The sequence below is a fragment of the Klebsiella quasivariicola genome, from assembly GCF_002269255.1.
In the GTDB taxonomy this organism is placed as follows: domain Bacteria; phylum Pseudomonadota; class Gammaproteobacteria; order Enterobacterales; family Enterobacteriaceae; genus Klebsiella; species Klebsiella quasivariicola.
In genome coordinates this window covers 463,991-482,080 of the sequence record NZ_CP022823.1, presented here as the reverse complement: position 1 = coordinate 482,080, position 18,090 = coordinate 463,991, and the positions used below count along the sequence as shown (strand labels likewise).

At 56.9% G+C, this 18,090-nt stretch carries 16 protein-coding genes; 8 read left to right on the top strand and 8 right to left on the bottom strand.

The features are described from left to right. Positions 1 to 33 precede the first annotated feature (33 nt). From yhdP to B8P98_RS02375, 8 genes are all read right to left on the bottom strand, one after another. A complete protein-coding gene (yhdP, locus tag B8P98_RS02415) occupies positions 34 to 3,831 on the bottom strand; it encodes an AsmA2 domain-containing protein YhdP (RefSeq protein ID WP_095032687.1) in 3,798 nt (1,265 codons plus the stop codon). 37 nt (positions 3,832 to 3,868) lie between these two features. Continuing rightward, positions 3,869 to 5,338 carry a ribonuclease G gene (rng, locus tag B8P98_RS02410; protein ID WP_004206239.1) on the bottom strand — a complete coding sequence of 490 codons (1,470 nt, stop codon included), beginning with the start codon at positions 5,336 to 5,338 and terminating at the stop codon, positions 3,869 to 3,871. A gap of 2 nt (positions 5,339 to 5,340) precedes the next feature. Beyond that, positions 5,341 to 5,922 (bottom strand): Maf family protein, encoded by a 582-nt coding sequence (locus B8P98_RS02405; protein ID WP_042929470.1) that lies wholly within the window; start codon positions 5,920 to 5,922, stop codon positions 5,341 to 5,343. A gap of 7 nt (positions 5,923 to 5,929) precedes the next feature. After that, entirely contained in the window at positions 5,930 to 6,418 is a 489-nt protein-coding gene (gene mreD, locus B8P98_RS02400) for a rod shape-determining protein MreD (protein WP_025713010.1), read from the bottom strand. After that, entirely contained in the window at positions 6,418 to 7,410 is a 993-nt protein-coding gene (gene mreC, locus B8P98_RS02395) for a rod shape-determining protein MreC (RefSeq protein WP_004206242.1), read from the bottom strand. The genes mreD and mreC overlap by 1 nt, the downstream gene beginning before the upstream one ends. Positions 7,411 to 7,480: 70 nt before the next feature. Further along, on the bottom strand, positions 7,481 to 8,524 hold the full coding sequence (mreB, locus tag B8P98_RS02390; protein ID WP_002918653.1) for a rod shape-determining protein MreB: 1,044 nt from the start codon (positions 8,522 to 8,524) through the stop codon (positions 7,481 to 7,483). A gap of 305 nt (positions 8,525 to 8,829) precedes the next feature. Continuing rightward, entirely contained in the window at positions 8,830 to 10,770 is a 1,941-nt protein-coding gene (csrD, locus tag B8P98_RS02380; RefSeq protein WP_025713009.1) for an RNase E specificity factor CsrD, read from the bottom strand. A 79-nt stretch (positions 10,771 to 10,849) separates the two neighbouring features. Next, positions 10,850 to 11,041 (bottom strand): hypothetical protein, encoded by a 192-nt coding sequence (locus B8P98_RS02375; RefSeq protein ID WP_042929469.1) that lies wholly within the window; start codon positions 11,039 to 11,041, stop codon positions 10,850 to 10,852. Between the two features lie 216 nt (positions 11,042 to 11,257). Between B8P98_RS02375 and msrP the strand changes: the two genes are divergently transcribed. The 8 genes from msrP (at position 11,258) to prmA (ending at position 18,080) form a co-directional block, all read left to right on the top strand. Further along, positions 11,258 to 12,259 (top strand): protein-methionine-sulfoxide reductase catalytic subunit MsrP, encoded by a 1,002-nt coding sequence (msrP, locus tag B8P98_RS02370; RefSeq protein ID WP_080897322.1) that lies wholly within the window; start codon positions 11,258 to 11,260, stop codon positions 12,257 to 12,259. Further along, complete coding sequence (gene msrQ / locus B8P98_RS02365) at positions 12,259 to 12,858, top strand: protein-methionine-sulfoxide reductase heme-binding subunit MsrQ (protein WP_025713007.1); 600 nt, start codon at positions 12,259 to 12,261, stop codon at positions 12,856 to 12,858. The genes msrP and msrQ overlap by 1 nt, the downstream gene beginning before the upstream one ends. A gap of 232 nt (positions 12,859 to 13,090) precedes the next feature. Further along, the gene (gene aroQ / locus B8P98_RS02360; protein WP_025713006.1) at positions 13,091 to 13,543 is read left to right on the top strand and encodes a type II 3-dehydroquinate dehydratase; all 453 of its coding nucleotides are present in this window, start codon (positions 13,091 to 13,093) and stop codon (positions 13,541 to 13,543) included. A 22-nt stretch (positions 13,544 to 13,565) separates the two neighbouring features. After that, positions 13,566 to 14,033, top strand: a complete 468-nt coding sequence (gene accB / locus B8P98_RS02350; protein ID WP_004206250.1) for an acetyl-CoA carboxylase biotin carboxyl carrier protein — start codon at positions 13,566 to 13,568, stop codon at positions 14,031 to 14,033. 10 nt (positions 14,034 to 14,043) lie between these two features. Next, the gene (accC, locus tag B8P98_RS02345) at positions 14,044 to 15,393 is read left to right on the top strand and encodes an acetyl-CoA carboxylase biotin carboxylase subunit (RefSeq protein ID WP_004174096.1); all 1,350 of its coding nucleotides are present in this window, start codon (positions 14,044 to 14,046) and stop codon (positions 15,391 to 15,393) included. A 110-nt stretch (positions 15,394 to 15,503) separates the two neighbouring features. After that, positions 15,504 to 15,746, top strand: coding sequence for a DUF997 family protein (locus tag B8P98_RS02340; RefSeq protein WP_004206253.1), 243 nt, complete (start codon positions 15,504 to 15,506; stop codon positions 15,744 to 15,746). Next, positions 15,736 to 17,187 carry a sodium/pantothenate symporter gene (panF, locus tag B8P98_RS02335; protein WP_080897321.1) on the top strand — a complete coding sequence of 484 codons (1,452 nt, stop codon included), beginning with the start codon at positions 15,736 to 15,738 and terminating at the stop codon, positions 17,185 to 17,187. Before B8P98_RS02340 ends, panF begins: the two co-directional genes overlap by 11 nt. Positions 17,188 to 17,198: 11 nt before the next feature. After that, a complete protein-coding gene (gene prmA, locus B8P98_RS02330; RefSeq protein WP_025713004.1) occupies positions 17,199 to 18,080 on the top strand; it encodes a 50S ribosomal protein L11 methyltransferase in 882 nt (293 codons plus the stop codon). Positions 18,081 to 18,090: the final 10 nt, after the last annotated feature.

The window sequence follows — 18,090 nt, the reverse complement described above, 5'->3', positions numbered from 1 at the left end:
TTGAGATTGCGGCAATTCCCGGCAATCGTCAAATCATTGCTTTTTGTTGCTACGCGCCTGGCGCAGCACTTCATTGATCTGCGGCTGGTCAATCGGGCCAGTGATGCGATAGCGCAGAATCGAGACTTTGTTCCACAGCGGCCCCAGCACCTTGCTGGCGGCAAATACCGCCGCGCCGACGATCGGGTTGACGGCGAAGGCTGCTGCCACGCCGACGGTGGCGGAGATTTCCGGCGCAACCACCGCTTGCAGATCCAGCCGTCGACGCACCAGGTCGACCGACCCTTTCATGGCAATGTCGGCTTCCAGGCCATCCACCAGCGTATCATCGGTATGCAGTACGCCATCCTTAATCCATGCCGTACTGTTAATAGAATCGAAATAAAAGCCTTCGCTGAAAGTATCGCTGAAATCGAAACGCAGTTTACGCAGCAGGGCATCGACGCTCAGCAAACGCAGCAGCTGGCCAGCGTGTCCGGTACTCAGGTCGGTAAACTGCCCTTTGCCAAGGTGACTTTTAATGATGCCATTGAGCGACGCCACATCTGGCGACCAGGGCGGCGCGCGCCAGTGCAGATCGTAGTCGATATCAAACGACGAATCCTTCACCGGCGTGGAAACACCGAAGAAATTGGCAAACTCATCCGTCTTATTGCCATACAGTCTGCCTTTTAGCGATGTGCGCACCCCGGAAGGAGCGCTCACCCACACGCCGTCGGTTGTCAGCCGGCCAAACCCGGTATCCACCAGACCGTTGGCGAGCGTTAAGGTATCGCCCTTGATCGTCACATCGCCGTCGATACGGCCATATTTTTGCCCCCACAACCAGCACTCGGCGCAGCGCAGCTGTAGATCGGGCCAGCCGTGGAAATCCAGCCGCGTCTGTGCCTGTGGGAGCGCATTTCCCGTCCCGCTCTGGCCGCTGGCGCTGGCCGGGTTGAAATAGAGATAACGCACATTTGCCAGCCATGGAGCATTATCACGCATCGTCAGGGTGGCGTTGATCTCACGTCCCTGCGCCTCAACCAGCGAGCCGCCGGCAACCGGCTGCGACATCAGACTGACGTTGTTCCATTGCTGGCCGCCAAGCGCCAGCGACGGCGTACGTAGCACAATGCGCGGTGGAAAAAGCACACTGCTGCTGACTTCATTTGCCGCCCCATTCTGGAAGAGCGCCAGCCACTGCGCACCATCCATCGGCGGCAGGTTGAGCTCAACGCCAGGCTGGTCGGGCAGCGGAGAGAGGCCTTTGCTGTCCGTGGTAAGGATCGCTCTGTCCAGCGTTAGCTTACGGTTCAGCAACCAGCGGCTGTTGATATGATTCTTCGCCCCGATAGAGCCGGTCAGGTCGAAGCTGTTCAGACCGCCAGCGACGTTGATGTTGACCGGCAGGGGTTCGCCGGCAGGCTTACTGACCGGCGGAGGTAAGTGACTACTCACATTCTTCAGGTCGCCCTTGATATCGACCTTATAGCTGGCATTGCCGTGGTACGGCAGCTCGATAGCGACCTTACCCTCCCACGGGACGCTACCGCTCAGCGCCTCATTCACGGCTTTCGGCAGCAGCCCGGTGCGCGACGGCTGCCAGTTGGCATTCATCCCGACGTCCACCAGGAAGGCTTTTTCACCTTCGCGGGTGGAAAAATTGAGGTTCAGTGGCTGATTAAACCAGGTCGCGCTCAACGTGTCGCTATTAAGATCGCCATTCACAAAGCTGAAATTACCGCTCAGATTCTGCAGCGTAGTATCTAATGGCTTGATAAAAAGATTGTTATTCTGCAGACGGACATCGCCTTTCGCAGTGGTCATTTCGCCATCAAGGGGAATGTTTAAATGTAAGCGAGCGCTCACATCGCCATCCAGCTGCAGGGACTCCAGCGCCGCACCCAGAGACTCTTTTAGCGGCGTGGTGTTGAAATAAGGTCCCACTTCTTTGCCCGGGCCTTTGATGTCGGCATCTATCAGCAGTTTTTCCTGCGCATAGTCCGGGATCGCGGCATCAAGATTGCTGGCAGCCACGTTGCCAAGCATCGCTTTATCCGCCCGCATCCACAGGCCGTTGTTGATAAAGTTAAGGTCGATATTCAGCCCGGTCAGCGCCGGCCAGTCCGGTTGAAAAGCAAAAGTGGCGTTCTTCAGCGGGACATAAACCTGGAACTGGCCTTCATTATGCGGATACGGGAACAGATGCGGGTTGCCGCCATACACCAGCGTCGCATCGCTGGCTTGCCCCGCTTTAATCGCGCCGCTGAGGTAATCCACCAGCGCTTTACCCATCAGGTTTTCCGGAAAGTAACGCCACGCCTGGCCGCCATCATTGGTGCTGATGCCCGCCAGAATGCCCAGCCACGGATCGTCCCCCTGCGGTTGCAGATAACGGAAGCCGCCGCGAGCGCGTACGCCCGTCGCCTGCACGTCAATATCGCGGCCATCGAGCATAAACCCCTTGTCGTTTTTCACCCAACTGAGGGTGGCTTCGCCAGCGGCGATCTCCAGCGGAGCGCGGAAAACGCCGACATAGGGCATCAGCGCCTTCGTCATCCGGGCTTGCAGTTCCCCGTGCTCAACGCTGCCATCAAGGCTGCCAGAAAAGTGCTCCGCCCCCGGCAGAAGTTTCCACTGCTTCCATGCCAGATCGCTCCACTGCACCTGAAAGCGTGTTTTCTCGGTCGCCTGCAGGGGAATATCAAGGGCCAGCAGGTTGATCTTGCCGCTGGGCTGCGTAGTGCGCCAGAGTTGGCCCAGGGAAGGCGCCAGCTTATCGGCAAAAGGCAGTAAACCGCTGAGGCCGCTGAGGGCTAAATTGCTGGCGCGAATACGTAATTCATCGCTTCGCTGACCATTATCGCCACCGACGTCCTGCGCCGGGATCCAGGCCATCGCCAGCGCGCCACTTGGCCACGGTTTATCGTCGATAGCAATCCGGGTATCGGGAATATAGAAGCCCCAGCTTTGCTGGTTATGAGAGAGATGCGCCGTCAGGTTATCCACCGACAGATGATGGACTTCGTTATCGCCCTGCCAGCTGGCGCCCCCTTTTTTCAGCCATACATCGCCGCCGGCCACATCGCCTTTTTCAATCGTCATCCAGCCTTCAAGGCTGAAGCGGGCGCTCTTTAGGGCAATATTGTCCTGCATCCAGCGGCCCAGCCACGGTTTGACGTCAATATCGTCAGCCTGCAGCCACACCCGGCCTTTGTTCAGCAGGCCATCTTCATCACGGAGATCCATCCGCACCTGCATGACGCCATGCTGGCCGGTGAGACTGGAAAGACTGAGTTGCCCCTCGGCGCGGTGACGGTTCCTGCCGTTAAGCCAGGTCAGCTGCGGAACCGCCAGCTCCGCCCGCTGGCCGGAAAGGGTCAGGAAACTCAGCTGACTGTCGCGCAGAGTAAAGTGATCGAACTGACGTAAAAAGAGATCGCTGATGCGGTCGCCTTTCAGACTGTCGCCGCCGTCGTTGGTCTGAATAGGGGTATTGGTATGGACCTGCAACTGCCAGAAAGTGAGGTCGCGGAACTGCCAGCGCATATGCAGCAGGCTTTGCCAGACGTCCAGCGCCAGGGTCACGCGCTTGACCGCCATTGTGCCGCCATCTTTCAGCCCGACATGTATATCACGGACATCCAGCGTTGGACCAAAAGTTTGCCAGCTGGCGCTGATCTGCGAGGCGTCCACCGGCGCGCCAGTGAGGGAGGAGATCTTCTCCAGCAGCTGCGGACGCCAGGCGTCGAGCTGCGGCAACACGAGACGCAAGCCACTCACCAGCAGCGCGACGATAACAATCAATGTTGCCACGGTGAGCAATAATATCCCGGGCAGTCGCCTCACGCCTCTCTCCTTGTCAGCCGCACAATGACGCGGTGTCTTACATCATAACCACATCGAACTGCTCTTGATTATAGAGCGGCTCAATTTGTACCTTCACCTGCTTGCCGACAAAGATTTCCACTTCCGCCAGCGCGTGCGACTCTTCCCCTTTCAGGGTTTCCGCCACCGCAGGGGAAGCATAGACCAGGAAACGATCGGAATCATAAGCATGATGCACGCGGACGATCTCACGCATAATCTCATAGCATACTGTTTCGACCGACTTTACCGTTCCGCGTCCGTGGCAGGTCGGGCACTCGTTGCACAGCACATGCTCCACGCTTTCGCGAGTGCGTTTACGGGTCATCTCCACCAGCCCCAGCTGGGAGAAGCCGTTGATGCTGGTCTTCACCCGGTCTTTACTTAGCGCCTGCTCCAGGGAGTGCAGCACCCGTCGACGATGGTCTTCATTGTTCATATCAATGAAATCAATGATGATAATGCCACCGAGGTTACGTAAACGCAGCTGACGGGCTATCGCCTGGGTGGCTTCGATGTTGGTATTGAAAATCGTATCGTCAAGGTTGCGGTGCCCGACAAAGGCCCCGGTATTGATATCGATAGTCGTCATCGCCTCGGTCTGGTCGATGATCAGGTAGCCTCCGGACTTCAGCTCGACTTTACGCTCCAGCGCGCGCTGAATTTCATTCTCCACGTCAAAGAGATCGAAGATTGGCTGGCGGCCGCTGTAGTGTTCCAGCTTGCTGGTCATCTCCGGAATATATTCGGCGGTGAATTCGAGCAGCGCCTCGTAGGTCAGCCGCGAGTCAACGCGAATACGGTCAAGATGCGCATCGGCAAAATCACGCAGCACGCGCTGGGCCAGCGCCAGTTCGCCATACAGCTGATAGCGGGTCTGGTTGCGTTTTTTGCGCTCCATTACCTTGGTCCATACGCGCTTAAGATAGGCGGCATCCGCGGCCATCTCTTGCTCGTGAACGCCTTCCGCAGCAGTGCGAATGATAAACCCGCCCTGTTCATCGCAATATTCTGCGACCACCTTTTTCAACCGCTCGCGCTCGGCTTCGCTTTCAATACGCTGAGAGACGCCCACGTGGGAGGCGCCCGGCATAAATACCAGATAGCGGGAAGGCAGCGTAATGTCCGTGGTCAGACGCGCGCCTTTGGTACCCAGCGGATCTTTAACCACCTGGACCATCAGGTCCTGGCCCTGGCGCACCAGCTCTGAAATATCGCGTACGGTAAACTGCTTTTGCTCCTCGCCGGCGACGCACTCGGTGTGCGGCATGATATCGGAGGCGTGGAGGAAGGCCGCCTTATCCAGACCAATATCTACAAAAGCCGCCTGCATTCCGGGCAGCACTCGGCTAACACGACCTTTGTAGATATTGCCTACGATTCCGCGTCGCGCTTCACGCTCAATATGAATTTCCTGCAGAATACCGCCATCAATATACGCAACGCGCGTTTCGGATGGCGTTACGTTAACTAATAATTCAGCCGTCATCTTTATCCCTTTTCTTTACGCAGTGAGTTAAAGTTACTGAGCAACTCATACGTTTCCACCAGCGGTAAGCCGACTACGGCGTGATAGCTGCCATTAATCTTCCTGACGAAGCAACCACCCAACCCTTGAATACCGTATGCACCTGCTTTATCTAAAGGCTCGCCGCTGGCCACATAGTCGGCGATATCCTGCTCGCTAAGCTGCCGGAAGGTCACTTCCGTGACCACCAGACAGTCCAGCGTCTGCTGCTTATCCGCCAGCGCCACCGCGGTCATGACCTGATGGGTGTGGCCGGAAAGCAGACGCAGCATCGCTGCTGCGTGTTCAGCATCGCGCGGTTTTTCCAGCACTTCGCCATTAAGAATAACAATCGTATCCGCGCCCAGCACGGGCAAATCACGCGGCGCCATCGCCACCCCGGCCTGCGCTTTTTCGCGCGCCAGACGGGCGACATAGTGCTGAGCACTCTCCTGCGGCTGGCGCTGCTCCTCAATACCTGGAACCAGACGCTCGAACGCGAGACCAAGCTGAGTCAGCAGTTCCTGCCGACGCGGGGAACCAGAAGCAAGATACAGAGTTGTCATATCAACCTTATTGCACGGCAAATTGCTGGCGCACTTTGCGCATCAGCAGGAAGAGCCATGGCCAGAGGACACCGTTTACTACACTACTCCAGAATACTTCCGGACGGAAAGAGACGTTGATCACTAAAAACTCTGCCCAGAAAACAATGATATCCACGGCCAGGGATAACAGCATAACCACCAGCGCCTGTTGCCAGAGCGCCAGGTTACGGAACAGCTGATACTTCAGCGCCACCAGATAGGCGACGATGCTTAAAGACAACGCGCGAACGCCGAGCGTTGAACCACTGATGAGATCAAGAATAGCCCCCATCACGAAGCCCGTCCCTACGTTCACCCGATGCGGCAGGGCGAGGATCCAGTACAGCAGGATCAATAATACCCAGTTGGGCCGGAAAACGCTGATGTCCGCCGGCCAGGGCATAATTTGCAGCAATAGCGCGATAAGAAACGAGAGCCAGATAACCCAGCGTCCCTGGCTACGGTAACTTGCCACTATTGCCCCCCTGCAGGCTGCGACGGCTGAGAAGGCGTCAGCCCGGTGGCGGGCGCCGGCATCTGCGGCCCCATCGCATCCGGCGCAGGCAGTACCTGCGGCATCATCTGCATCAGGCGTTCGTTAGCCACCCGATGGACCTCTTCCGGGGTCATCGGGTTAGCGCCATTGCGATCGGCGCCCCACAGCAGCAGCAAATAGCGTAAGCGCTGCAGACCGGCGGTCGGGCGCGCCTGAATGACGGTGTAAGCACGCTGGGTGTCCAGTTTCACCGAAGAAACCACCCCAACCGGATACCCTTCCGGGAAGCGGCCGCCGAGACCAGAGGTCACCAGCACGTCGCCGACGCGAATATCGGTATTCGCCGGCAGATGTTCAAGCTGGAGATCGTCAGTGCAGCCGTTACCGGCGGCAATCACGCGAATGTCGTTACGCAGGACCTGGATCGGCAGCGCATGGGTGGCATCACAGATCAGCAGTACCCTACTGGTCATTTTCGCCACGGCGACCACCTGCCCCACCACGCCTTTATCGCTGATAACCGGCTGGCCTTCATAAACGCCGTTCACGCTGCCCTTATCGATAACCACCTGATCGCTGTAGGGATCGTTGACCGTCGAGATGACCTGCGTCACCATTTTTTGCTCGTCCTGACGCAGCGGCGAGCCAAGTAGTTCACGCAGGCGCGCGTTCTCTTGCTTATACTGGCCCAACATCAGCAGATCGCTGTTTTTCAGCAACAGCTCCTGACGCAGCGCACGGTTTTCCAGTTCGAGCTGGTCGCGGGTAGCCAGCGTCTGCGATACGCTGTCGAGCAGTTCCCGGGGACCATTAGAGACAAAGTAGAATGGGCTGACGGCTGTATCCATGTACGTTCTGATTTGACTGAACGTACCCAGGCGGCTGTCGGCGATAATCACGCCAAGCGCCACCAGCACCGCCAGAATAAGGCGAATCTGTAGCGAGGGGCCACGGCTAAAAATTGGCTTCATAGGCTATGCGTATTCTCGTGTCAGTAAAGACCAGGGGCAGCGTGTAAGCCACCCCGGACCTTCAGGCTGACTACTCTTCGCTAAACAGGTCGCCGCCGTGCATGTCGATCATTTCCAGCGCCTTGCCGCCGCCACGCGCTACGCAGGTCAGCGGATCTTCAGCAACCACGACTGGAATACCGGTTTCTTCCATTAACAGGCGGTCCAGATTGCGCAGCAGCGCACCACCGCCGGTGAGAACCATCCCGCGCTCGGAGATATCAGAAGCCAGTTCCGGCGGGCACTGCTCAAGGGCAACCATAACCGCACTCACGATGCCAGTCAGCGGCTCCTGCAGCGCTTCAAGGATTTCGTTTGAGTTCAGGGTGAAGCCGCGTGGAACGCCTTCCGCCAGGTTACGGCCGCGAACTTCGATCTCGCGTACTTCATCGCCCGGATAAGCCGAACCGATTTCGTGCTTGATACGCTCAGCGGTCGCTTCACCGATCAGGGAACCATAGTTACGACGCACGTAATTGATGACAGCTTCGTCGAAGCGGTCACCACCGATACGCACGGAGGAGGAGTAGACCACACCGTTCAGGGAGATGACCGCCACCTCGGTAGTACCACCACCGATATCCACCACCATTGAGCCAGTTGCTTCAGAAACCGGCAGACCCGCGCCGATCGCTGCCGCCATCGGTTCTTCAATCAGGAACACTTCGCGAGCGCCTGCGCCTTGCGCGGATTCACGAATGGCACGGCGTTCTACCTGGGTGGCGCCAACCGGCACGCAGACCAGCACACGCGGGCTCGGGCGCATAAAGCTGTTGCTGTGCACTTGTTTAATAAAGTGCTGCAGCATTTTTTCCGTCACGAAGAAGTCAGCGATGACGCCGTCCTTCATCGGGCGGATCGCCGCGATATTACCCGGGGTACGGCCGAGCATCTGCTTCGCTTCATGACCCACGGCAGCGACGCTTTTCGGCGATCCGGCACGATCCTGACGAATGGCCACCACGGAAGGCTCATTCAATACGATGCCTTGTCCTTTTACGTAAATAAGGGTATTCGCGGTACCCAGGTCAATGGACAGGTCATTGGAAAACATGCCACGAAATTTTTTTAACATACTAAGGGATAATCCTGAAAGCTGGGGCGGAAAACAAAATCCGCTTACTTTACCAACCACACGCAGCAGCGACAAGGCGCAAAAATCACCTGCTGCGGTGAAAATTAGTGCAGTTCATTTCCTTTGTTACAAATTTTTCCGGCTTCGTTCATTGCTGAAATCTTCAGCAGTGCTCCACACCTGAATTTGTAACCTGTCAAAGGAGGTTCACTGGCATTTACATTGCGATGATCCGGCAGGTAGACAAGCACACCCCCTTCACGATGGCGCGCGTTATTCTACGTGAAATCACGCTAAACGGCAGATCAAACCGAGTATCTTTGCGAATATTTTTTCACATTTGTGTCAAGTGGCTGTGAGGCGGCAAAAAATTCCCCCTGCCCGCCCGTGACACCGCATTGAGACAGTACCAGCCACTCGCTACGGCTGCGTACGCCCGTCGCAAAAACTTGCATAGGCATGCCTTTACAGGCTTCCACCAGGCTTTGTACCAGCAGCTGGTTCTCGCTGCGCTTTTCGATGTTGCGCGCCAGCCCTGGATGCAGCTTGATCACTTCCGCATCCAGCTGTTTGATCCAGCTAGTACCCACCAGGGTTAATCCCGCCTGAACCACTGCCACCCGAACACCGAGGGCATTAACCAACCGCATAACGGGCTGCAGGCGGCCGATATATTGACAAACATCTGCCTCTGCAAGTTCAAAAATAATCCGCTGACGCTGAGATTTTTCACATTGCATCAGGGCATCGCGCAGCCAGCGCTGGAAACGCGGGCGGATTAGCGACTCTACCGACAGCTGCAGGGCCAGGTTCTCTTCGGGCCAGAAGCCTAAAAATGGCAGCAGGCGCGTCACCTGCAGGCGGTCATACTCCTCTGCCAGGCCAAACTGCAGCACCATCGGCATGTATTCCGCGGCAATCACCTCTTCTTTACCGTCGTACATCCGTGACATCAGCTCACGGTGATGCACGCGTCCGTCGCGGGTGACGGCCGGTTTTTGATATAACCGCGGCCCGCCGCGACTGAGCATCTGTTCGATCAGTGTCCGCCAGCGAACGTTGCCGCGGCCTTTCTCAGGAAGGGTGTCGTCATAAACCGACCAGCTGTTGCTGCCCTGCAGCACCGCGTTGCGCGTCGCCGCTTCGGCATGTTCCATGACCTGCGCAGTCGATTGCCCACTGCGGAAAGCACAGATGCCGATATGCATCATATCGTCACGATCGAGAATGCGCGTCGGTGGCAACGCGTCCATCGCCTTCAGCAACAGTCCGGCGATGCTATCCGCCTCTTTTAACGTACGGTGCGGCAGCAGCACGGCAAAGTCGCTACGGTGATAGCGCGCCAGAAGTGCGCCGGGGTAACGCATAATAAAGGTAGAGAGCAGGTTGATAAGCGTAAAGTAATGCTCTTCGGCTGCCGTGCGTCCCCAGTTGTCCCGCAGCAGATCGAACTCCGGCAGACGGATCATCATCACGATGCCGTAGGCGCCCACTTTTTCCTGATCTTCCAGTAGGGTGGCCAGCTGATTGTCAAAAAACAGGCGGTTATTCAGGCCGGTTTTGGAATCCTGTGCCGCATAGGAGCGAATCAGCGTATCCATTCGGCTGCGCTGATCGCTGGCAAACTGCAGCTCCGACAGCAGCATATCCAGCGCGCTACTGGTACTGGCCGGCCATTCATAGACCGACCCGCGCACCTGCGGCCCGCGCTCGCCGCTCAGGATGCGCGTGGAACGAAGCTCAAGCAGCTCCTGGCCGGCCAGCTGGCGGCGGATCCAGCGGACGGCGAAGAAGATAATCACCACCATAAAGCCGATAGAGATCGACAGCGGGGCCGTGACCGACAGCGAACGGAAATAGTTAACCATCGGGTCAACGTAGACCAGATGCAGAGTGATACCCGGATGTTTAAGCGACGGGACCGTCACCTCACGGAATTGTTCATGGCTTCCCAGCGGGCGATAGCTGTCGGTTCGGGAGTGACTGTAGAGCGGTTTGCCGTTCAGCATGAAATCGATATGCACGATCTCGAACGGTGTCAACAGTTCGTCCAGTTGCGGCTCAAGCTGGTCAAACGAGGTAGTGATGAGCCGGTTATCCAGCATCGTTGCCACCCCCTGCACGCGGTTTGCAACCTTATTCTCAATGCCGTTATAAAAGCTCAGCGAAGCACCAATCAGCGTGACGAAGATGGTCAGGCTAGTTAGCAGCGTGATAAAGGCTGAGAACTTCGTCGTTAATCGCATCCCTGTGTTAACTCCGCGAGTGAATGACTGCCCAATGAACCATCAGGCCCCCCTGCCGGCGCGCGCCTTGCCGCTAGCATTAACCTTTTAAAGCGCGACGCATACTATCAAAGATGGCGAGTCTGGCAATGGAATGCGTATTATCGGCGAAATTATGCCGATAGCGAGTATAGTCGGCAGAAAAAATTTGCCAATCGTCGCCCGCCTGCGGCCTACACCAGAAGCGCTTTAATTTTAGACGCTGAATGGCAACCCGACGCCAGCGGCGCATAGTATTAAGGATTGACCTTGTGTCCCCTTTTGTCTGATAAAGATGCCGGGTCATGCACGGTAAAGGAAACGTCTTGTGCCACTTTCCGATGATTCCTGGTCTCCTGTCCTCCTGGCAGGGCGACGGTTGATATCCTTAATGTGCAATTTTTCGTGACATATTCGCGATAAATTGCCGTCTCCGTCATGCTTAGGGAAACGCATGACGGAGAACACCATGAAAAGAAAAACACTGACGGAAGCCGACGTCACGGCCGAGTCTGTTTTTATGCTGAAGCGTCGCCAGGTGCTGAAAATGCTGGGCATCAGCGCGACCGCACTTTCTCTTCCCGCGACCGCACGGGCCGATCTGCTGGACTGGTTTAAAGGCAACGACCGACCGCCGGCTCCGGCAGGCAAAGCACTCGACTTTGCCAGGCCCACCGAATGGCAGTCAAAGCTGACGCTTACCCCGGAAGATAAGGTTGCCGGTTACAACAACTTTTATGAATTTGGCCTCGATAAAGCCGACCCGGCAGCGAACGCGGGCAGCCTGCGCACCGACCCCTGGACGCTGACCATTGGCGGTGAAGTGGCGAAGCCGTTGACTCTTGACCATGACGATCTGACCAAACGCTTTCCGCTGGAGGAGCGCATTTACCGTATGCGCTGCGTGGAGGCCTGGTCGATGGTGGTTCCCTGGGTGGGCTTCCCGCTGCATAAACTGTTAGCGCTGGTGGAGCCCACCAGCAACGCGCGCTACGTGGCCTTCAAAACCCTCTATGCCCCGGAGCAAATGCCCGGGCAGAAAGATCGTTTTATCGGCGGGGGACTCGCTTATCCTTATGTGGAAGGCCTGCGGCTGGATGAAGCAATGCACCCGCTGACACTGCTTACCGTCGGCGTGTATGGCAAAGCGCTGCCGCCGCAAAACGGCGCGCCGATCCGCCTGACCGTACCGTGGAAGTATGGCTTTAAAGGCATAAAATCCATCGTCAGCATCGAACTGACCCGCGATCGGCCGCCAACCACCTGGAATATGGCGGCGCCGGACGAATACGGTTTCTTTGCCAACGTCAATCCCCATGTCGATCATCCCCGCTGGTCGCAGGCCAGCGAACGGTTTATCGGCGCCGGTGGCGTACTCGACGTGAAGCGTCAGCCGACACTGCTATTCAACGGCTATGCCGACGAAGTGGCCTCACTGTATCGCGGCATGAACCTGCGGGAGAACTTCTAGTGCGTTTCACCGTCAAACAGATCGTCTGGCTGAAGGTTTTACTTCACCTTGCGGGTTTTTTGCCGCTGGTCTGGTTATTCTGGGCCGGGCACCAGGGCTACTTTAGCGCCGATCCCGCCAAGGATATCCAGCACTTTACCGGCAGAATGGCGCTTAAGTTTCTGCTGGCGACGCTGTTGGTGTCTCCGCTGGCACGCTACGCGAAGCAGCCATTATTAATTCGCGTTCGCCGCCTGTTAGGTCTATGGTGTTTTGCCTGGGCGACACTGCACCTGACCAGCTATACCCTGCTGGAGCTGGGCATTAACAATCTGGCGTTGCTGGGCTCGGAGATTATTACTCGCCCCTACCTGACGTTAGGCATGGTCTGCTGGGCGATCCTGTTGGCGCTGGCGATAACTTCGACGCAGGCGATGCAGCGAAAACTGGGTCGTCGCTGGCAACTTTTACACAACTTCGTCTATCTGGTGGCGATCCTCGCGCCGATTCACTACCTGTGGTCGGTAAAGATCGTCTCACCGCAGCCCCTCATTTATGCCCTGTTGGCCGTGGTGCTTTTGGCATGGCGTTATAAGAAGTTCCGCCAGTGGTGGCGCTGAATCCGGTAATGTGCAGTTTCCCGCAGATCCTTTATCAACCGCGACTCTTTTTCAGATAGCGGTTGATAATCTTCCCTGATAAGACCAGTATTTAGCTGCCAATTGCTACGAAATCGTTATAATGTGCGACTTTGGTTTTCCTGACGGGGTTTTCTGACCCGGAAAAGGTGACAAGGGCGCATTGAAGGTATATGTTGTTTTTTACCCGAAAATGGCAGGAGATCGCCACACGATGGTAGACAAGTCTCACATTTTGCTTTTGAATGGGCCAAACATTAACATGCTCGGAACGCGCGAGCCTGAGAAGTATGGCACCCTCACGCTGGCTGAAATTGTTAACCGTTTAACATCTGAAGCGGCGGCGCTGAATGTGAGCCTGGATCACCTGCAGTCCAACGCGGAGTATGCGTTAATCGACCGAATTCATCAGGCTAAAGACAACGTGGACTATATCCTGATTAATCCGGCCGCGTTCACGCACACCAGCGTAGCAATCCGTGATGCGTTGCTTGCTGTGAACATCCCGTTTATCGAGATTCACCTGAGCAATGTGCATGCACGCGAACCCTTCCGCCAGCACTCGTATCTGTCAGATGTCGCCGCTGGCGTCATTTGCGGACTGGGGGCGGACGGCTATTCATACGCTTTACAGACGGCGGTAAAACGCCTGTCACAATCACACTAAACAAAGAGTACGGAACCCACTCATGGATATTCGTAAGATTAAAAAACTGATCGAGCTGGTTGAAGAATCAGGTATCTCCGAACTGGAAATTTCTGAAGGCGAAGAGTCTGTTCGCATCAGCCGCTCTGCACCGGCCGCAAGCTATCCGGTTATGCAGCAGGCGTATGCTGCGCCGATGATGCAGCCTCAGGCACCTGCCGCGGCGGCTGCCGCTCCAGCTGCCGCCGCTGAAGCGCCGGCGAAAGCGGAAATCAGTGGTCACATCGTACGTTCCCCGATGGTTGGTACTTTCTACCGCACGCCGAGCCCGGACGCAAAAGCGTTTGTGGAAGTTGGCCAGAAAGTTAACGTGGGCGACACCCTGTGCATCGTCGAAGCGATGAAAATGATGAACCAGATCGAAGCCGACAAAGCCGGCGTGGTGAAAGCCATTCTGATCGAAAGCGGCCAACCAGTAGAATTCGACGAGCCGCTGGTAGTTATCGAGTAACGAGGCGAACATGCTGGATAAAATTGTCATCGCTAACCGTGGCGAGATCGCACTGCGCATCCTGCGTGCCTGTAAAGAACTGGGCATCAAGACCGTCGCTGTGCACTCTACTGCGGACCGCGATCTAAAACACGTATTGTTAGCGGATGAGACGGTCTGCATCGGTCCGGCTCCGTCCGTAAAAAGCTATCTCAACATCCCGGCTATTATCAGCGCCGCTGAGATCACTGGCGCGGTAGCTATTCACCCAGGCTATGGCTTCCTCTCTGAGAACGCCAATTTTGCTGAACAGGTTGAACGCTCCGGCTTTATCTTCATCGGCCCAAAAGCCGACACCATCCGCCTGATGGGCGACAAAGTGTCCGCGATCACCGCGATGAAGAAAGCCGGCGTCCCAACCGTGCCGGGTTCTGACGGCCCGCTGACCGACGACATGGATGCTAACCGCGCCCATGCTAAACGCATCGGCTATCCGGTGATCATCAAGGCCTCCGGCGGCGGCGGCGGTCGCGGTATGCGCGTTGTGCGTAGCGACGCTGAGCTGGCCCAGTCCATCTCCATGACCAAAGCGGAAGCCAAAGCGGCTTTTAATAACGACATGGTCTACATGGAGAAATACCTGGAAAACCCACGCCACATCGAAATTCAGGTGCTGGCGGACGGTCAGGGTAACGCTATCTATCTGGCTGAGCGCGACTGCTCCATGCAGCGCCGTCACCAGAAAGTGGTCGAAGAAGCGCCGGCGCCGGGCATTACCCCGGAGCTGCGTCGCTACATCGGCGAGCGTTGCGCGAAAGCCTGTGTTGATATCGGCTACCGCGGGGCGGGTACCTTCGAGTTCCTGTTCGAAAACGGCGAGTTCTACTTCATTGAAATGAACACCCGTATCCAGGTAGAACACCCGGTTACCGAAATGATCACCGGCGTAGACCTGATCAAAGAGCAGCTGCGTATCGCTGCTGGCCAGCCGCTGTCCATTAAACAGGATGAAGTGGTGGTTCGCGGCCATGCGGTGGAATGCCGTATCAACGCCGAAGACCCGAACACCTTCCTGCCAAGCCCGGGTAAGATTACCCGTTTCCACGCACCGGGCGGCTTTGGCGTGCGCTGGGAGTCTCATATCTACGCTGGCTACACTGTACCCCCGTACTATGACTCCATGATCGGCAAACTGATCTGCTACGGCGAAAGCCGTGACGTAGCGATTGCCCGCATGAAGAATGCGCTGCAGGAGCTGATTATCGACGGTATCAAAACCAACGTCGATCTGCAGATGCGCATTATGAGCGACGAGAACTTCCAGCATGGTGGCACTAACATCCACTATCTGGAGAAAAAACTCGGTTTGCAGGAAAAATAATCCTGTACTCGCTGCAAAAGGCCGGTTAATCCGGCCTTTTTTCTTTTTCTCTCCTCTCAACTTTTCCATGCGGTACAATCCCCGCTTTCTTCATCCTCAAGGGACAAAAAATGGACAAACGCTTTGTTCAGGCCCACAAAGAAGCGCGCTGGGCGCTGTGGCTGACCCTTCTCTATCTTGCCGCCTGGCTGGCGGCGGCGTATCTGCCGGGGGTCGCTATCGGTTTTACCGGCCTGCCCCACTGGTTTGAAATGGCCTGCCTGCTGGTACCGCTGCTGTTTATTTTGCTGTGCTGGGCGATGGTCAAACTGGTTTTCCGCGATATTCCTCTGGAGGACGACGATGCAGTTTGAGGTCATTATTCCCCTGATCGCTTATCTGGTGGTGGTGTTCGGCTTATCCCTTTACGCCATGAGAAAACGCGCTTCAGGAAGTTTTCTCAACGAGTACTTCCTCGGCAGCCGCTCGATGGGCGGCTTCGTGCTGGCCATGACCTTAACCGCCACCTATATTAGCGCCAGCTCGTTTATCGGCGGGCCCGGCGCCGCCTATAAATATGGCCTGGGTTGGGTACTGCTGGCGATGATCCAGCTCCCCGCTATCTGGCTGTCGCTGGGTGTGCTGGGGAAAAAATTCGCCATCCTTGCGCGCCGCTATAATGCCGTCACGCTAAATGACATGCTGTTTGCGCGCTACCAGAGCCGCCTGCTGGTCTGGCTGGCCAGCCTGAGCCTGCTGGTCGCCTTTGTCGGCGCCATGACCGTCCAGTTTATCGGCGGCGCCCGCCTGCTGGAGACGGCGGCGGGTATTCCCTACGACACCGGGCTGTTGATCTTCGGGATCAGCATCGCGCTGTATACCGCCTATGGCGGGTTTCGCGCCAGCGTGCTCAACGATACGATGCAGGGCATGGTGATGCTGATCGGCACGATCGTGCTGCTGGTGGGCGTGATCCACGCGGCCGGCGGCATCGGCCACGCGGTAGAAACACTGCAGTCGATCGACGTCAAGCTGGTGTCCCCGCAGGGCGCGGAGGATATCCTCTCGCCAACCTTTATGGCCTCGTTTTGGGTGCTGGTCTGCTTCGGCGTTATTGGTCTGCCACATACCGCAGTGCGCTGTATCTCCTACAAAGACAGCAAAGCCGTGCATCGCGGCATCATTATCGGCACCATCGTGGTGGCGATCCTGATGTTTGGTATGCATCTGGCTGGCGCATTAGGCCGGGCGGTGATCCCCGATTTAACCGTGCCGGATCTGGTGATCCCGACGCTGATGGTTAAAGTGCTTCCACCCTTTGCCGCCGGGATCTTCCTTGCCGCGCCGATGGCGGCGATTATGTCGACGATCAATGCCCAACTTCTGCAAAGTTCCGCTACGATCATCAAAGATCTGTACCTGAACTGGCGTCCGGAACAGGCGACCAACGAAAAGCGGCTTAAGCGCATGTCCGCCAGTATTACGCTTCTGCTGGGGGTCCTGCTGCTGCTCGCGGCCTGGCGGCCGCCGGAGATGATAATCTGGCTGAACCTGCTGGCCTTCGGTGGCCTGGAAGCCGTCTTCCTCTGGCCGCTGGTGCTGGGCCTTTACTGGGAACGCGCCAACGCGGCTGGCGCGCTGAGCGCAATGATTGTGGGCGGCGTGCTGTATGCCGTACTGGCGACGTTGAAAGTGCAGTTTTTGGGCTTCCATCCAATTGTTCCCGCGCTGCTGTTGAGTTTGCTGGCGTTTGTGGCGGGGAACCGTTTTGGTCGTTCCGCCCCACAGGCCCCCATTTTGACTACTGATAAATAAAGAGTTTTGCTATGCCATGGATCCAACTGAAACTAAATACCACCGGTGCGAACGCTGAAGATCTTAGCGATGCGCTGATGGAGGCCGGATCGGTCTCGATCACCTTTCAGGATACGCACGATACGCCGGTCTTTGAGCCGTTACCCGGAGAAACCCGGTTGTGGGGCGATACCGATGTCATCGGCCTGTTCGATGCGGAAACCGACATGAAAGCGGTCGTGACCCAACTAGAGCAGCACCCGCTGCTGGGCGCCGGGTTCGCGCATAAGATCGAGCAGCTCGAAGATAAAGACTGGGAGCGGGAATGGATGGATAATTTCCATCCGATGCGCTTTGGGGAGCGTCTGTGGATCTGCCCGAGCTGGCGCGACGTTCCGGATGAAAATGCTGTCAACGTGATGCTCGATCCGGGTCTGGCCTTTGGCACCGGTACGCATCCGACGACATCCCTGTGCCTGCAGTGGCTGGATGGACTCGACCTCAGCGGAAAAACGGTCATTGATTTCGGCTGCGGCTCGGGCATCCTGGCGATTGCCGCCCTGAAACTGGGCGCAGCTAAAGCAATCGGCATTGATATCGACCCGCAGGCCATCCAGGCCAGCCGCGATAACGCGCAGCGTAATGGCGTCTCCGAACGCCTTGAGCTGTATCTGCCGCAGGATCAGCCAGAAGCCATGAAAGCCGATGTGGTGGTCGCGAATATCCTCGCAGGTCCATTACGCGAGCTGGCCCCCTTAATCAGCATCCTGCCCGTTTCAGGCGGTTTGCTGGGGCTTTCCGGTATTCTTGCCAGCCAGGCAGAGAGCGTCTGTGAAGCCTACGCCGACCTCTTCACTCTCGATCCGGTGGTTGAGAAAGAAGAGTGGTGCCGGATCACCGGCCAGAAAAACTAAGCGCGATGCG